17 protein-coding genes and 1 pseudogene are annotated in these 16,977 nt (G+C 44.3%); 16 read left to right on the plus strand and 2 right to left on the minus strand.

The genetic code is table 11. The annotated features are described in order from the left end of the window. Positions 1–47: 47 nt before the first annotated feature. Positions 48–1,793: an alpha-glycosidase gene (locus NYE58_RS09680; protein ID WP_341001614.1), complete on the minus strand. Its 1,746-nt coding sequence runs from the start codon at positions 1,791–1,793 to the stop codon at positions 48–50. An 819-nt stretch (positions 1,794–2,612) separates the two neighbouring features. Between NYE58_RS09680 and NYE58_RS09685 the strand changes: the two genes are divergently transcribed. The 7 genes from NYE58_RS09685 (at position 2,613) to NYE58_RS09715 (ending at position 11,847) form a co-directional block, all read left to right on the plus strand. Beyond that, positions 2,613–3,944: a sugar ABC transporter substrate-binding protein gene (locus NYE58_RS09685; RefSeq protein WP_076126469.1), complete on the plus strand. Its 1,332-nt coding sequence runs from the start codon at positions 2,613–2,615 to the stop codon at positions 3,942–3,944. A gap of 107 nt (positions 3,945–4,051) precedes the next feature. Further along, positions 4,052–5,365 carry a sugar ABC transporter permease gene (locus tag NYE58_RS09690; RefSeq protein WP_036684375.1) on the plus strand — a complete coding sequence of 438 codons (1,314 nt, stop codon included), beginning with the start codon at positions 4,052–4,054 and terminating at the stop codon, positions 5,363–5,365. Beyond that, the gene (locus tag NYE58_RS09695; protein WP_076126471.1) at positions 5,362–6,204 is read left to right on the plus strand and encodes a sugar ABC transporter permease; all 843 of its coding nucleotides are present in this window, start codon (positions 5,362–5,364) and stop codon (positions 6,202–6,204) included. Before NYE58_RS09690 ends, NYE58_RS09695 begins: the two co-directional genes overlap by 4 nt. A 97-nt stretch (positions 6,205–6,301) precedes the next feature. Continuing rightward, on the plus strand, positions 6,302–8,356 hold the full coding sequence (locus tag NYE58_RS09700) for a methyl-accepting chemotaxis protein (RefSeq protein WP_341001615.1): 2,055 nt from the start codon (positions 6,302–6,304) through the stop codon (positions 8,354–8,356). 151 nt (positions 8,357–8,507) lie between these two features. Continuing rightward, positions 8,508–9,440: an AraC family transcriptional regulator gene (locus NYE58_RS09705; protein WP_341001617.1), complete on the plus strand. Its 933-nt coding sequence runs from the start codon at positions 8,508–8,510 to the stop codon at positions 9,438–9,440. A 118-nt stretch (positions 9,441–9,558) separates the two neighbouring features. Further along, positions 9,559–11,064, plus strand: coding sequence for an alpha-glucosidase/alpha-galactosidase (locus tag NYE58_RS09710; RefSeq protein ID WP_076126474.1), 1,506 nt, complete (start codon positions 9,559–9,561; stop codon positions 11,062–11,064). A gap of 660 nt (positions 11,065–11,724) precedes the next feature. Beyond that, a complete protein-coding gene (locus tag NYE58_RS09715; protein WP_341001618.1) occupies positions 11,725–11,847 on the plus strand; it encodes a hypothetical protein in 123 nt (40 codons plus the stop codon). Between the two features lie 471 nt (positions 11,848–12,318). Here NYE58_RS09715 and NYE58_RS09720 read toward each other — a convergent pair. Further along, positions 12,319–12,816: pseudogene (locus NYE58_RS09720) on the minus strand (DUF444 family protein); the annotation flags it as partial. Between the two features lie 626 nt (positions 12,817–13,442). Between NYE58_RS09720 and NYE58_RS09725 the strand changes: the two are divergent. From NYE58_RS09725 to NYE58_RS09765, 9 genes are all read left to right on the plus strand, one after another. Further along, positions 13,443–13,637: a hypothetical protein gene (locus tag NYE58_RS09725; RefSeq protein WP_076275247.1), complete on the plus strand. Its 195-nt coding sequence runs from the start codon at positions 13,443–13,445 to the stop codon at positions 13,635–13,637. A gap of 35 nt (positions 13,638–13,672) precedes the next feature. Then, the gene (locus NYE58_RS09730) at positions 13,673–13,843 is read left to right on the plus strand and encodes a DUF3797 domain-containing protein (protein WP_076275246.1); all 171 of its coding nucleotides are present in this window, start codon (positions 13,673–13,675) and stop codon (positions 13,841–13,843) included. A 93-nt stretch (positions 13,844–13,936) separates the two neighbouring features. Continuing rightward, positions 13,937–14,146 (plus strand): hypothetical protein, encoded by a 210-nt coding sequence (locus NYE58_RS09735; protein ID WP_341001620.1) that lies wholly within the window; start codon positions 13,937–13,939, stop codon positions 14,144–14,146. Positions 14,147–14,229: 83 nt separating this feature from the next. After that, positions 14,230–14,436 carry an Acb2/Tad1 domain-containing protein gene (locus tag NYE58_RS09740; RefSeq protein WP_076274352.1) on the plus strand — a complete coding sequence of 69 codons (207 nt, stop codon included), beginning with the start codon at positions 14,230–14,232 and terminating at the stop codon, positions 14,434–14,436. A gap of 276 nt (positions 14,437–14,712) precedes the next feature. Then, complete coding sequence (locus tag NYE58_RS09745) at positions 14,713–14,946, plus strand: hypothetical protein (RefSeq protein WP_341001621.1); 234 nt, start codon at positions 14,713–14,715, stop codon at positions 14,944–14,946. A gap of 17 nt (positions 14,947–14,963) precedes the next feature. After that, entirely contained in the window at positions 14,964–15,239 is a 276-nt protein-coding gene (locus NYE58_RS09750; RefSeq protein ID WP_341001622.1) for a hypothetical protein, read from the plus strand. Between the two features lie 66 nt (positions 15,240–15,305). Beyond that, positions 15,306–15,665, plus strand: coding sequence for a hypothetical protein (locus NYE58_RS09755; RefSeq protein WP_341001623.1), 360 nt, complete (start codon positions 15,306–15,308; stop codon positions 15,663–15,665). Then, a complete protein-coding gene (locus tag NYE58_RS09760; protein WP_341001625.1) occupies positions 15,640–15,870 on the plus strand; it encodes a hypothetical protein in 231 nt (76 codons plus the stop codon). Before NYE58_RS09755 ends, NYE58_RS09760 begins: the two co-directional genes overlap by 26 nt. A gap of 26 nt (positions 15,871–15,896) precedes the next feature. Then, entirely contained in the window at positions 15,897–16,550 is a 654-nt protein-coding gene (locus NYE58_RS09765) for a hypothetical protein (protein WP_341001627.1), read from the plus strand. Positions 16,551–16,977 lie beyond the last annotated feature (427 nt).

Below are 16,977 nucleotides of genomic sequence, written 5' to 3' on the forward strand. Positions count from 1 at the left end.
TGTTTTGTTATGCTGTATGGCTGGGCAGTGGGAAGAAAAGAAATCTTTTAGATGATTGCCTTTAGGATAGCGAATCCATAGGCTGGCATTTTCACGATCAGCTTGCTGCGTTCTGTGCGCATTGTTTCGCCTGTAAACAAGTTCTCCCAATCCCGCTCGTCTACGTCAATACGGAAGGTCTGAGCGGTCTCTTCACTGTTGATTAGTACCACAATCGTCTGCAGATCCAGCCGGCGCTCATAGGCTAGCTTGCTGCCTTGTTGTCCTGCCTCAAGGAAGGTAAATGTACCTGTGCGGAGAGCAGGGTGGTCATTGCGTATTTTAATAAGCTGACGATAGAACTCGAAGAGCTCTCGATCCTGCTTTTCAGGGTTCCACTCCATGCATTTGCGGCAACCAGGGTCACCTTCACCGTCCATGCCGATCTCGTCACCGTAATAGATGCAGGGAGTGCCCATAAAGGTGAATTGGAACAGTGCCGCTAATCGCATCTTGTTTTTGTCTCCAGCAGCCAGCGTAAGCAGTCGTGGAGTATCGTGGCTGTCCAGCAGATTAAAAGCAACTTCACTAGCCTGCAGCGGGTAGCGTGATAACTGTTTACCAATGGAATTGGCGAATCCTTCAGCATCAAGAGTGCCATGCACAAAAAAGTCAAGGACGGCGTCAGTGAAAGGATAGTTCATAACGGCATCAAATTTATCGCCTTCTAGCCAAGGTGCAGATTCATGCCAGATTTCCCCCAATATGTAGGCCTCAGGATTAGCACGTTTAACCACCTTGCGGAATTCCCGCCAGAAATCATGATCCACTTCATTGGCAACGTCCAGACGCCAGCCATCGATCCCGACTTCTTTGATCCAGTATTCTGCGACTTTCAGTAAGTATTGTTTAACTTCAGGGTGTTCTGTGTTTAGCTTTGGCATTAGCGGTTCAAAAGCAAAGGTGTCATAAGTAGGGACACCGTTTTCAATCTGAAGCGGAAACTTGCGAATATGGAACCAATCTTTAAAGGCGGAAGCCTCTCCTTTTTCTTGAACATCTACAAAAGGAGCAAAGGTTTTGCCAGAATGATTGAATACGGCATCTAGCAGGACACGAATCCCACGTTTATGGCAGCTATCGACGAGCTTTTTTAAAGTCTCAATATCTCCAAAATGCGGATCGACTTTCATATAGTCTTCTGTATCGTATTTATGATTAGTAGTTGCATCAAAGATAGGTGTGAAATAAATAGCAGTGATCCCAAGCTCGTTAAGATGATCTAAATGATCAATAACCCCTTGCAGGTCGCCGCCAAAAAAATTGGTTGGTGTTGGTTCGGAGCCCCATGGCTGAACATTTTCCGGATCAAGGCTCGGGTCACCATTTGCAAAGCGTTCTGGGAAGATCTGATAAAAAATAGCGTCCTTTACCCAGGCAGGCGGAGCAAATACATCAACGCGGTTAATGAAGGGGAATTCGAACAGCTTGTTTGGGTTTTCCGGCCGCACCGTTTGAAAGTCACTTTCGGTCATCCAAATTCGTTCGTTATCTTTTTGAAGTAAGAAGCCGTATTTCAAGCGGCGGTAGAGAGGTACTGAAGCACATTCCCAATAGTCAAACATAGCATCGGAGGTGAAGAGGGTCATGGGAATTAGCTCTTTTGTGGTATCCCAAGCATATTTATCTCCAGCAAAGGCGAACACTTCGGTTAAATCCCCTTTTTTAGCGCGTAGACGCAGGTGAATCGTACTTTCATTATAGGCATAAGACCAATTTAACCGCGGACGATGATACACTGCTTCCAGTAACATGATAAATCCTCCTAAAGTTTTGTTAGCGTTACTTCCTCGGATACTTCGGCAAAACCACATCGAAAGCATAGGCTAAGTTTTGTTAGCGTTACTTCCTCGAAAACATAAACTATTCCCGGACGATACTCCACAGAGCGCGTGGAATGTAGAATGTCGCTATTGTTATTGGTTGCACAGTTTTTTATGCAACATGCACTAAATCAGTAGCAGAGTAGCACATAACAAAGAGGCACAACCACCGCGAAGTAGCTTGCCCGAGGTTGTACCTTTGATAAGTAACATTGCCTTTTAATTATATAGAACAGGAGGCAGACAAGGGATGTTGTGCTTCATGCTGGACAGCCTCTTAACGTTTTGGATTATAGCATGGAATAAAAGGGCTTTCAATACTCTTGTTCAAACCATTGCACTAAATTTCACTAAAGTAAACGAGCATTGTGAAGGGCAATTTATGAGAAATCTCTTGAAATAGAGAAAATGTGGCATATTAGGGGCAAATAAAATAGATATTCCAATAATAAACACATGAATTATCGACTAATTAAAAGATATCATGTGAAAAATGGAGATATATGCCTATAATGTATATCAAATAATGGAAAATGACCCAATACAGTATATGCAAACGTTTTTAAAAACAATCGTTACTGTTGTATGATGTACTCATGAATGAAGCGCTTTCTTACCTGTGAAATGCAGATACAGAAGGAGCAAGCTAAAAGAAGAACTTTTTTTTTAGCCTTTCTGAAATCGTTTGCGCAGATTGCAGCACTACTATTTTCCATCTTACGTTTTTAAAAATTGGGAGGGGTTAAAGTAATGAAATTGAAAAAAATGATGGTTATCACCGCAGCTTTCTCAATGGCTCTGTCCGTTACAGCATGCGGTTCCAACAACAACAGTACGAATAACGGGGGCAACAACGCAGCAAAAGCTACTAATAATGCTACTACAGAGACTGCAGCGCCAGAGAGCACAGATGCAGCAGCAACAGATGAAATTGTACCTGAAGATGGCGCAACTCTAGTGGTATGGGAAAGTAAAGAAGAAAGACCTTTTGCAGATGAGATTGCTAAACAGTTCACAGCAAAATATAACGTTCCAGTCAAGGTTGAAGAATTGGCACCACCAGATCAAGTCACTAAACTTACTCAAGATGGTCCTTCAGGATTAGCGGCAGACGTTATTCTTATCCCTCACGATAACTTAGGTAAAGCGGCAAGCGCGAGCTTGGTTCTTCCTAACGATGTCTTCGGTGAAGAAACAAAAGCTAACAATACTGAAGCTTCGATTATCGGATCTTCGTACGAAGGCGAATTGTATGGTTACCCAAGAGCAGCAGAAACTTATGCATTGTTCTACAATAAATCGCTTGTTAAAGAAGCACCTAAATCATTTGATGATGTTCTTGCATTCAGTAAAACATTCACGGATAAATCGAAAAATAGATATGGGATTATGTGGGAAGTAGGAAACTTGTACTTCAACTACATGTTTATCGCTTCCGATGGCGGATACCTCTTCGGTAAGGATGGTACGGATAAAGATGATATCGGTCTTGCTAACGATGGCGCAATTGCAGGACTTAAAGAATTTGTGAAACTGAAGGAAGCATTGCCAATTAAGAGTGGTGATATCAACAGTGATATCAAACGCAGCTTGTTCAACTCTGGTGATGTAGCTATGGATATCACAGGTCCATGGGAGCTTGGAGGATACAAAGAAGCTCTTGGTGACAACCTTGGTATTGCTCCAATCCCTACAGTGAATGGCAAAACAGCAATTACATTCTCTGGTATTAAAATTTTCGCAGTTAACTCGTTTACTCAATATCCGAATGCTGCTAAATTGTATGCGAATTTTGCTTCAAGCAAAGACGCTCAGCTGTTACTGAACAAAACGATTGGTTCGGTTCCTACAAACAACGAGGCGCTTCTTGATCCACAGATCTCTAGCGATCCATATGTCTCTGTTTTTGCAGAACAAGCTAAGAACTCCCAACCGATGCCTTCTATTCCTGAAATGGGTAACGTATGGAGCCCAGTGAATGCTGCCCTTCCAGAAATTTGGGATAAAAATGGGGATCCAAAAGCAGCAATGGACAAAGCTGTACAACAAATCAAAGATTTGAATAACAGTGCATCCCAATAAGGATCATAATTCACTGTCTTAACAGCATACAGTGAATCAAGCTGCCCGCCGCATGTTTAGCGGCTGGCAGCTTCTTATTTTCACTCGGAGAGGAGAACGGAAGCGAAATGCAACGACATCGCACGAGGGCCGCAATACTGTCGACGATTTTTATGGGATTGGGACAAATATATAACCGCCAATTCGTTAAAGGAATATTATATTTAGCCGTAGAAGCTGTAGCCGTTTTTTATTTTATTGAGAACCTTGCCAACTCTTTATGGGGCATCGTAACACTAGGAGAGAATCCGAGTCGTCTGGTTAAAGTGAAGGGGATCGCCAAGATGGTTACCGGTGATCACTCGATTTATATCATGATCCAAAGCTTGATCACCATCCTTATTCTTATTCTATTGATTATCGCGTGGTATTTGAATATCAGAGATGCTTACAAGATTGGAGAAAAACGTGATAACGGTCTTCAGGCAAACACTTTTAAACAAAGTGTTCGTTATATCCTGGATTACAAGTTTGCTCAAGCGTTTCTAGTCTTGCCGGGCATTGGTGTTCTATTCTTTACGATTATGCCAATTATCTTCATGATCCTGTTGGCCTTTACGAACTATTCCGCACCTGATCATCTTCCACCCGCCAAATTGGTGGACTGGGTTGGATTTCAGACCTTTCGTAATTTATTGGTCCTTAAGACATGGAGCCACACTTTTTATGGTGTATTAACATGGACAATTATATGGGCAGTTCTTTCAACCATTACTACATACTTCGGAGGACTGTTGGTCGCTTTGCTGGTGAGTCAGAAGGGCATTCGCTTCAAAGGAATGTGGAGAGTAATTCTGATTGTGCCTTACGCGGTGCCACAGTTAATCTCGCTTCTGCTCATGCGCAACTTATTTAACGGTCAATTCGGGCCTATCAATCAATACATGGGGTATTTTGGATTGGATGGTTTACCGTGGCTGACTGACCCATTCTGGGCTAAGGTTACCGTAATTATCGTTAATATGTGGGTAGGTATTCCTGTTTCTATGCTGCTTATCATGGGCGTTCTGACTACTATCCCACGGGATATGTATGAAGCTGCTGAGGTGGATGGAGCATCGGGTTATCAGAAGTTCCGTATCGTAACGTTGCCGATGGTTTTGTTCTCTACAGCACCAACCTTGATTACGCAGTTTGCAGGTAACATCAACAACTTTAACGCGATCTTCCTATTAACTGGTGGTAGTCCGGTAAATGGTGACTATCAATATGCCGGTTCTACGGACTTGCTAGTAACCTGGTTATACAAATTAACGCTAGATCAGAATAAAAACAACATGGCTTCGGCAATAGGGATTATTATCTTTATCATTGTCGCTTCATTCTCCCTGTACAATTACCGCCGGACGAAGTCATTTAAAGAGGAGGATATGATCCAATGAGCAGAAAAGTCGCGAACTTTATTCGCTTAGCAGGTAGTTATATTATCTTGATTGCTTTGTCGATAGCTGCACTCTATCCTGCCCTTTGGATTCTTTTAGCTTCTTTCCGACCTGGTAAATCATTGTACAGCAAAACGTTTATTCCCGAGCAATTCACTTTATCACATTACAGAGAATTGTTCACATCACCCAGCTATATGTTTGGGACTTGGTATGCCAATACCTTGAAAATAGCTGTGTTCTCGATGCTTATCGGGGTAGTTCTTACTTTGTTAACCAGTTATGCCGTATCCAGATTCAGGTTTAAAGCGCGTAAAACAGCGTTATCCACCGTATTGATTCTTGGTATGTTCCCTGGTTTTATGAGTATGATCGCTATTTATATGCTGCTTAAAGAGTTTAATTTGCTGGATACACATATTGCGTTAATTATTGTTTATGCGGCCGGGGCGCCGCTGGGAGGGACCTTTATCGCCAAAGGTTTCCTCGATACGATTCCTCGTTCCTTGGATGAGGCCGCTCGTATTGACGGGGCGAGCAATTTCGGAATATTTATGCGAATCATCTTACCTTTGTCACGTCCTATGATCACATATATGGCGCTGACTCAGTTTGTTGGACCATGGGTGGACTTCATTTTTGCGAGACTCATTCTGCGGACTAAGGAGAACTGGACAGTTGCAGTGGGGATGTGGGATATGGTTAACACCAATCAAAACACTAACTTTACCTTGTTCTCTGCGGGTGCGGTTTTGATCTCCATTCCAATTATGATTTTGTTTGTATTCTTGCAACGTCTGCTAGTAGATGGCTTGACAGCAGGAGCTAGTAAGGGGTAAACCCATTCGCTCGCTTCATGCTAATAAATGATCAGGGTACAGCCTTTATACAGAAATGGAGGGCTGTACCCTTATTTCGTCATGGGGAGTGAACTTAATGAAAAAGTCCTGGACTCTATATTTTAAATCTGTTGGAGTTAAACTGTTCGTTATTTTATTTAGTTCTATAGTTCTCTTATCCTCCGTGCTAGGATTGACTTCCTATTTTGCCGCTAAAAATATCATTACGAATGAGGTTGCTGCAGCCTCCACACAATCTGTAGTTCAGGCAGCGGACAAGCTGGATTTTGTGCTGGCAGAGTATGAGGCACTATCAAGGCAGTTTGCACTCGACTCTGTGTTAAAGGGTGATTTAGAAAAAATAAATAGTGGCGAGCTTACAACTGTGGCCAAAGCCGGTGCTGAAGATCGGATTCGCAGAAAGCTGGACTTGGTAAAAGGGTCTGATGAGCGGATGTATGGCGTCAGGCTGGTATCCAAGAGCTTGGTAGACTCAGAATCTTATAAGTCTGCTGGCATAAGTGGGATTCGTAGTGATGAAGGCATTTCCGCAAGATTAGAGCAAATTGCCGCAGCTAAAGGAGAGCCAGTCTGGTTTCCCGTTCGTGAGAAAGGCTTTTTTGATGCTTATACTGAGCCCTCCTTAACTATGGGGAGATTGCTACGTAATCTTTTACATCCCGAAGCGGAGTATTACATGCTAATCGAAGTGAAAGGGAAGGCCATGACTGAAATGCTGTCTAACCTTCAGATTGGGATGACCGGTGAAATTCGTATCTTGAGTGCGGATGGCAGCATTGTGTATGGTGCGGATCATGCCAAGCTGGGTCAACCCTCTTACATAAAAGTTTCAGAAGAACAAGGGAAAGAGCAAAATCATTCATTTACAGCGGAGGATGAGAACAGAAGTTCTCAGCTTGTTGTATACCAGCCCCTGGCGACTGCCAAGTGGATGCTTATGGGGTATGCTCCTGTCAGTGATTTTACTAAGTCTGCGGACAAGCTTTTATATATCACATTTTCTGTGGTGCTGGCGGCAGCCTTAATAGCACTACTAATTGGTTATATTCTTGTTCGATTGGTAGGGCGCCCGCTGGGTAAGCTGGCAATCTTGATGGAGGAAGGAGAGCGTGGGAACCTACAGGTACGAACCAATTTCAAGGGCAAAGATGAGATTGGCCGCTTGGGTCAAAGCTTCAACAAAATGATGGAGCAGATCTCCTTACTTGCAAGACAGAGCGGGAATTCGGCAGATGAGGTCCTCCTTACTTCGGAACAATTAGTACAAGCATCAAGTACAATCTCCCTCCATGCCAGAGAGGTTGCGACCGCTACCGGTGAGATTGCAGCGGGGTCAGCCAGCCTCGCTGTTGAAGCCGAACGCAGTTATCACAATGTTGAGATTATCGGCAACAAAATGAGTGAAGTGACGGAAATAAATACAGTGATGGACCATTCAGCAGAACGGGTCATTGAGGTTAGCAATCAAGGTACAGAGCTGATGAAACTGCTGGTAGAGCAGAGTGAGTCTACGGTAGAGATGATCAATCGAATTCAAGATAATTCTACTAAGCTCAGAGAAAGCACTCATTTAATTCGCAGTATACTCAGCCCTATGATTGCTGTGAATAAGCAGACCAATATTTTGGCACTAAATGCTACCATAGAAGCAGTTAGAGCAGGTGCGGCAGGTAGAGGGTTCATAGTGATTGCTGATGAAATCAGGCAGCTCGCTAACCAGTCGAATGAATCGATTCAATCGGTCTCCAAGATCACGGAAGAGATTGGTCTACATATCGAGAACACCGTTAAGGATATCAATGAAGCCGCTCCTAAGTTCCGTGAACAAATCTCTTCTGTAAGAGAGTCGTCAACGATATTCGCGAGTGTCAAAGAGGAAATGGAACATTTCATGAGACATATTAGTGAATCTTCTGCTTCTGTCCTCGAACTGATTGAGTTCCAGCGTCAACTCGGTGAATCCATGGCCAGCGTAAGCTCCATCGTCCAGCAAACCACTGCTTCGACGGAGGAGGTAGCTTCTATGTCATCTCAGCAATTCACGGTTAGTGAGGAATTGGTTGCCCTATCGGAAAAGCTGGAGGGCTTGGCCGCCGATCTTAAGCACTCTTTGGTTTCTTTTCAAGTATGACAATATTATTCTAATAGAGACGGGCAATTTTCCAATATAATGGAGAGTTGCTCGTTTTTGTTGATTGATTGCTATCGGACGTTATCTTGTCTTCGAAGTGGCTAAAGAGATACACTTGTATTAAGTAATAAATGAAGAAAGTAGTGATCCATTGACGAACTTAAATCTGAGCCCCAGCGGGAGTCTTTTTCAGCAGGTTTTAATCGAGGGAGATTATAGTCCTCATTTTTTTGCTTACTATTATAAACAGTGGAATAACTACAATATGTCTTACCATCAGCATAATTCAACGGAAATCATGTATTTGATCTCAGGAAGTTGTATCGTAGATGTCCGTCCAAGCTCAGGAGGAGAAGAGAGAGTTCGGCTGAAGCGGGGAGAATTGATCATTTTAGACGCGAATGTTCCGCATAGGCTGATTGTTGAAGAGGGGGCACCTTGTCGGATGCTAAATGTGGAATTTGGGTTCATGGAATATAGAGGGGTTGCACCCTCTGTCGGCAAGCTAGCCCGTGAAGAAACGGCGCTCACAGAAATGCTGCAGCTTCCTTTTTCCAGTTTAGTAATGCCTGATCCGGAGGAAATCTATCATGTTCTAAAGGGACTTGTGTTAGAGCTTGATCAGAGCGGCGGAAAGGGTGGAAGTATGGTTGATTTATTATTTTGTGAGCTTCTGTTGCGGTTATCCAGACTTCGGCAAGAGCAGCTTCATACCAGCCAACAGCCCTCGCAGCTTTATGTGCGCCGGAGCATTGAATTCCTGCATCAGAACTATGACCAGAACATTCAGGTTAAGGACATCGCTGCCGCAGTTAATCTGCATCCCGGATATTTGCATCGAATTTTTAAGAGCCATACGGGTCGGACGCTCAGCGATTACTTGAATATGCTGCGAATGGAGAAAGCGAAGATGCTGCTTGGGCAGAGCGACATCCCGATTGCTGAAATTGCAGATTACGTAGGAATTAGCAGCAGGCAATATTTTCACCTTCTTTTTAAAAAATTCGCCGATTGCACGCCTGTAGAATTCCGCAATTCCATTGAGCGTCACGCCTGGAGTTATGAAGAGCATGATTTTCAGTAGATAGGTTAGGATTTTTGACACCTTCTTTCAAAAGAGGTCATGATATTGGTTACGTTTTCCTTAGGTCCCTTGCTACAATGGACAGGAACAACCAATTCATTACCGGAGGATGATAACCATGTCATTTAAAGTGTCTTTTATAGGGGCAGGCAGCATTGGATTTACCCGTGGATTGTTGCGGGACTTACTAACTGTACCGGAATTTAAAAATATCGAAGTCTCATTTATGGATATTAACAGCCACAATCTGGAGATGGTCACGGAGCTATGCCAGCGTGATATTAAGGAGAATGGTTTAAATATACAAATTCAGGCGACAACGGATCGCAGAGAAGCACTGAAGGATGCCAAGTACGTATTTTGTACTATTCGGATGGGTGGGCTTGAAGCCTTTGCTACGGATGTGGACATTCCCTTAAAATACGGAGTCGATCAGTGTGTGGGAGATACTCTGTGTGCGGGTGGCATCATGTACGGGCAACGCGGAATTGCGGAGATGCTGAATATTTGCCGTGATATTAGGGAGATGGCAGCACCGGATGTGCTTTTGCTTAACTATTCGAATCCGATGGCTATGCTGACCTGGGCCTGCAATAAATATGGTGGTGTTCGGACCATCGGTCTATGTCATGGTGTACAGCATGGGCACCAACAAATTGCGGATGTGTATGGTCTTAAGAAATCCGAAGTTGATATTATCTGTGCGGGCATCAATCACCAGACCTGGTATATTTCAGCAAGTCATGAGGGGAAGGATCTGACCGAAGGTCTTTTAGAGGCTTTTGAGAAACATCCGGAATTCAGCCGTACGGAAAAAGTGCGCATCGATATGCTTCGTCGCTTTGGCTACTATAGTACAGAATCCAATGGACACTTAAGTGAGTACGTGCCATGGTACCGTAAACGCAGTGATGAAATTATGGATTGGATCGATCTGGGGAGCTGGATTAACGGAGAAACAGGCGGTTATCTGCGTGTCTGCACGGAAGGCCGGAATTGGTTCGAGACCGATTTTCCAAACTGGATGAAAGACCCGGCATTGGAGTATACGAAGGAGAATCGCGGGGAAGAGCACGGCTCTTATATTATAGAAGGATTGGAAACGGGACGAGTGTACCGGGGGCACTTTAATACAGTGAACAATGGTGTAATCTCTAATCTGCCAGATGATGCCATCATCGAAGCACCGGGATATGTAGACCGGAACGGGATCTCCATGCCATTGGTAGGTGAATTGCCGCTGGGTCCTGCCGCCGTATGTAACGTGAGCATTTCAGTGCAACGTCTGGCGGTTGAAGCAGCTGTACACGGCGATGATAAGCTGTTACGTCAGGCATTTATGATGGACCCACTCGTTGGTGCCGTATGTAACCCAAAAGAAATCTGGCAGATGGTCGATGAGATGCTCGTCGCAGGGGAACAGTGGCTGCCTCAATACAGCGAAGCTATTGCTAAGGCCAAGGAACGTTTGGCTTCAGGAGAGCTTATCCCAACGAACGCTAACAACGAGGGCGCTGCTCGCCTGAAGGTGAAGACGGTGGATGAGATGATGCAGGACCGGGAAGCAGCGAACAAAAATGCTGGTGAGTCTGATAAAGGCAAGGATAGAGAGAAGGTTCAATAAGGTGTAGCATTGAAAGCTTTTTAACTATAAATAACCTCCACATTCCAGAGTTTGGGATTGGAGGTTTTTTTAGGATGGAAGTCTAAGAGGGGAAAAACAAAACAGCAGTCATAGCTTACGAAAACAAGCTGACATGGGTGGGGAGTACAAGTTTATCGGTACCGATCCAAATTGTGAAATTAGGTTTATAGTAGGAGTTATTATGTAACTGAAAAAAGAAAGTTAGTTTAATTTCACTGGCTTATTTTTTTATCTATACCGTAGCGCCGAGGGCTACAGTAATCCCACACAGTTGCCCTACATACTATACTGACGCATTCCCTGATCTTGCGGACTCAGATGAGCAATTTGCCCATCCCCGATACTTGCGGACCCAGATGACGCTATTTAGCAATTTATCACCTTTGGAGCGTATTATCGGACTCCAGTGCAGCTATTGCTCAGAATGAGGCTCGTTTTTGGTATTTTTCGTGCTAATAGTAGCTATGGGGTCCGATAGCAATCCAAATGTGCGCTAAAGCTACTTATAAGGTCATCTGTGTCCGAAAGCGCCGATCCCCCAGTAATCCCTCAGTTGCCCTAATTGGATTTCCAGCGCATTCCCTGATCTTACGGATCCAGATGACGTTATTCGTCCATTCCCTGATCTTACGGATCCAGATGACGCTATTCGTCCATTCCACGATACTTATGGACCCAGATGACGCTATTCGTCCATCCACGATACTTATGGAACCGGATGACGCTATTCGCCCATTCCACGATACTTATGGAACCGGATGACGCTATTCGCCCATCCCCCGATACTTTCGGACCCAGATGACCCTATTTGCAAATTTATCGCCTTTGGAGCATATTATCGGACTCCAGTGCAGCTATTGCTCAGAATGAGGCTCGTTTTTGGTTTTTTTCATGCCTATAGCGGCTATGGGTTCCGATAGCAAGCCGAATATGCGCTATAGCTACGTATAAGGTCATCTGTGTCCGAAAGCGCCGATCCCCCAGAATCCCCCAGTTGCCCTACATACTATTCTGGCGCATCCCCGATACTTACGGACCCAGAGGGCGCTATTCGCCCATCCCTCGATCTTACGGACCCAGATGACGCACTTTGTCCCTCCCCTGATACTTGCGAACTTAGATGACGCAATTTACGAAGTTTGTTGTTTTGTTCAAGAAGGAGCAACGCCAAAAACGCGGATGTCCCATCAGCCATTTTTGGCTTTTGGGATACCCGCGTTTTGGAGTGGGGGATTAAGAATTAACCGTACCCTTTGGACTAAAGAAGGTCTTCAGCGCCTGATACACTTCTTTTTTGTCTTTAATGACGTAATGCATGAATTGTTCGTGTTTCAGGTGGCGATAAGCTGACATCAAGGTACTGCTACGATTGTATTGGTTCACCTCACCGTAACCGAACATATTGCTTCGTTTCAGCAGTTCTCCGATCAGCTTCACGCAACGTTCGTTGTCGGAGGTGAGATTATCACCATCGGAGAAGTGAAATGGATAAATATTGTACTGCGCAGGCGGGTAGCGGCTATCGATAATTTCAATCGCCCGCTGATATGCCGAGGAACAAATCGTTCCCCCGCTTTCGCCACGGGTGAAGAAATCATGCTCACTGACTTCCTTAGCCTCCGTATGGTGGGCGAGAAAAACAATCTCTACCTTCTCATACTGGCGGCGCAGAAAACGGGTCATCCAGAAGAAGAAGCTGCGGGCGCAGTATTTTTCAAACGAACCCATCGATATGAGTGCGCCAAGATTAACTAAAGATAAATTAAAATAATAATAAAGGATATCTATCAGTCATTAGGTTTCTGATATGTTATTCTTATAGCATAGAAAAACAAAGAGAACAGTACCCGACACAAACATCTGTCAGCTGAGGCGGTTAGCCAAAGGACAGCATACACGGGCCGACTGTTCTTTTTGTTTTCTTAGATGTGGTGGCGGAATAGGTAGACGCTTAGACATAAGGCAGATACGACTCGGTGAGCCCCGGCACAACTGACAGGCGTGGAGAGAGAAAGCCGAGCTCCCACTGAAGGGCGTAGAACCGGATAAAGGCCAGGGGAACCATTTGGGGAAGTCAGGGACGCTGCTACCCGTTGCGGGAAATGCTGCTATGCAAGGTGCAAATCCTTGCCCACATCATTAACGCCTCCTGTCACACCGTCTGAGGGCGCGTACCACGCGTTTTAGGTAGTGATGGGACAAATACACTCCCTGTAAGTACAGGCTGTACGAAACGCCTTCGTGCGGTCTGTCAGGGGCTATGTGGGGTTAGTGTAACGGTAGCACCTCGGCTGGTAACGGTTGATAGTGGAGGTTCGAATCCTCTTCTCCGCTTAAAAATATTGGAGGGATGTACATTGGAACAACCGTTGTTAGAAAAATATGAGTGTCTGTCAGAAGAGTGTGGCGGTCAATTCTTAGTTAATATGGAAAAGTCGAAGGGAAAGAACCTTGCTTGTCCGTTTTGTGGAGGAACCGCTGAAGCAACGGCTAGCGAAAATCCAGAAGCTGAGGAACGTGGCTTAGTGTATGGCTGTCTGTTTCCTCGCTAGATTACCAAGCGTTAGCCAACTTGGAGGGAATTCTTATGAATTTCACAGAAGCGATTAGGCTTTCAAAGAAGTATGCTGAGTGCCCAAAGTGTGGGAATGGAAATATCGGAGCAGGTGAAGGAACAGTCGACATTGACGAGAACTCATTTGAACGCACCTGCAAGTGCGGCTGGAACATAACGGTGAAGGACAAACAGAATTCATAACTCTTTACAACTTCCTGAGAAATAGGAGAATGCTAGTATCGCTTTTACGGTGTAGAATAGTCTCATATTACATCGAAGGAGCGAATACACAACATGGATAATGACCCTTTTCTTCAAAAAAAGCTGAGTTGGCTAAAAAGACAGAAGGAGATTCCTGTGATACCTCTTTCAGGTTCTGGCGTTGTTTCCATACAAGGTAGGGATATTCTTTATTTGCAGTATGAGGACAATGGTGCTCTGATGGCTGTGACCGAAGCAGAGGACTTTTACTTAATCCCAGCGCATCAATATGAGAAAAAATAGTCTTAAGGAAAATTCGCCTTACCCAGGGTCGCTGAAAAGTGGCTCTTTTTTTGTGCTCAAACCAAATTGAGAGGATGTTTATCATGCCAAATCCACAAATCGAGAACAATTTTAAGTACCATGCTCCTAAACTAGGACAGCCTGAAATCTATGAGGAAATCCGCAACAAGGCGAAAGAGTTGGCTGAATTGATTGATGAGAAAGTACCGAACAGCCGCGAGAAGGCTTCAGCTCTGACCAAAGTAGAAGAATCTGTCTTTTGGGCAAACGCTGGAATTGCGCGTAATTAGGCAAACACACAGTCTGGATAATGAACACTCCGGAAACTAAATAAACAACACATAAAGCCATCCGTAAAAGAGCGGCTTTTTTTGTATTTAAGAAAGGAGTGATCAAATGAAAAGGACATATGAACAAAGAGCCGATGATCTGAGAATAGCAACCTCTCCAATAAGAGATAAAGCGATCAGCATAGTAACTCCGATAATAAGACGCTTGAATGATAGGATTTTGTACTGCTCCTTATATATAGATAAGCAAAGGATGGACAAGAAAGGGCGAATGGCATGAATCTCTATCAAGTATTCAATGGCTATATGGCTAATGGTCCTGTATTCGTTATCGTTCTAGCCGAAGACGAGGAAAAGGCAAGGGTATCTGCTTCAGAGGCATTCAAGAAAGACGCCTTTTGCCCGGCATGGAACCAATACCGATATCCAGAATCGTACTGGACAAGGCTTGAAGTGAAGTTTTTGTCCGCTGCTGATGTGCCATTTGTCAGTGAAGTAGAGGAAGGGTGAGCGAAGTGGATTTTAGTATGAACTTCAATCAGAGCGTCAAAGTAAAGCTTACTGATTTCGGTGAGCAGATACTGAGGAGCCGACATGAAGAGTGGAACCTGCATTATCTTGAACGAGGGGCTAAAGATATCGGACCGTATTTATCAAAGGCTGACCCCGAAGGATACACCAGCTTTCTAATATGGGAACTTATACAGAAATTCGGTCCGTATATGTCTCTTGCTAAACCTGAACCATTTAAGGGAGAAATGATCTTCCTGAAGGGAGATCCAATAGAACAGCCCATAATCTAAACCCCAAAAGCTCAGAGGTGAGAGCGAACTAAGGTACATGGGCTATAACAAGAAAGGGTGAAATCAGTGGAGAAGCCATTTCAGATCATTGACGAGTATCACGATCATCCAAGACCCGGGTTGATGGTTCCTGTATGGAGCCGAGAACACGGAGGCTACTTTATACAGGTGCCGCCCATCCAGCAAAAAGACGAAGAACTATCACTTGATCGTAAATGGTCAAGAGAAGAAATCTGTTCTTACCTTGTAGTGCCGGCAGAAATGCTGAAGACTATCAAAGCTAATGAGCGCGAGTCTGAAGAGATGTACAAGGAGTGGCTCAAGAATAATAGACCGTATCTCATCGGTGTGGACCTTGCGTCCAAGCCAGATCAAACCGTAATCAGAAAGGTTGACGGAAATGGTAGAACAATTAACGGAGAATGAGCTTTACCAAAAGCAAATGTCTGTATGGTTTGAAGAACATAAGAGAATAGGCAAACAAATCGAAAGAGCGATTGAGCATCACACAGAGATAGCCCAACTAAATCAAGAACAGTTATCGCTACACAATAAACGTATGGAGATAGCCGTTGCAGAGTATAACGGCTGGGCTACTGACAATAAACTCCCGTTACATGTTTCAGATTAACGCTGTAACGAGAAAGGTGGATACGAATGAAAAGGATGAAATATGTCTGCATTGATTGCGGTTGGGTTGGCTACAGAGATGAACCTAAAGATGGAGTCACGTGCACCTGTGGCGGAAAGCTTGAAGCATCTGGTTGGCTAGAAATTGGGTGTATAGGACAAGAGGGGCCTTATACAGGTATCAAACTAGATACAAAAGAAAGGGTGAAGACAATGTTAAGAGTGCAGACCACAGTAAGTATGGGAGAGCACTACATTGAGCGTGTGCTTGAGGTAGATGACATCAGCGCACTAACGGATGAGGAAAGAGCTTCCATTATTGATGGAGCAATTTCTCCAGTTTTTTATGACCATGAAGATACTGGACCGGATGTTTTCATGTTTGATGGTGAACAGGCAGAACATCAGAGTGGAGTGCCTGCTGCTGTAGGTGGCATCAAGGTCAGCGTTGACACATCAGAGGTGCAGGACGCACTGAAGGATGTTGAACGTTTGTCAGAAAGCTTAGCGGAACTTGAAGGTAGGGGCAGCGTGGAGGATAAACTAGAATACCTAGACAAGCTTATTAAAATTGCACACATCTCAAGCTGGGGAGAAGTTAAAGGTAGAGTATCTATCGTTTGCAATAGCATCCAAGAAGGTCTTGGGATATCACGAGTAGACTCGCATGATGCGTCTTGAAACCTTGGGCTAGGAAGTTCTACAACTCTAACGCATGGAAGACATGTAGACTATCTTATATAGCTAAGGTATTTGGATTATGTGAACGTTGTGGCAAGCCAGGGAAGATCGTTCATCATACTGTGTACCTTACGCCATACAACATCAATGATCCTGATGTCTCGCTTAACCATGCATTGCTAGAGTATGTATGCCAAGACTGCCACAACGGTGAGCATCATGGGAGTAGTGAAGAGGTAGTAGGGGAAGGGCTGATGTTTGATAGTGAAGGGAATCTAGTGAGGAGTAAGCCCGCTGAAGAGATGTGTGCACATGGCCCGTATTGTGAACTCTGCCTTTAGAGAGAAGAGAGCCGGCTTTGTTCTTAAGCTAAAAAAATAAACTTCTTACTTTAAGTTAGTTCTTACTAAAAGTAACCCCCCCAATT

Origin of the sequence: Paenibacillus sp. FSL L8-0708 (assembly GCF_038009325.1) — a bacterium.
Taxonomy (GTDB): domain Bacteria; phylum Bacillota; class Bacilli; order Paenibacillales; family Paenibacillaceae; genus Paenibacillus_AQ; species Paenibacillus_AQ odorifer.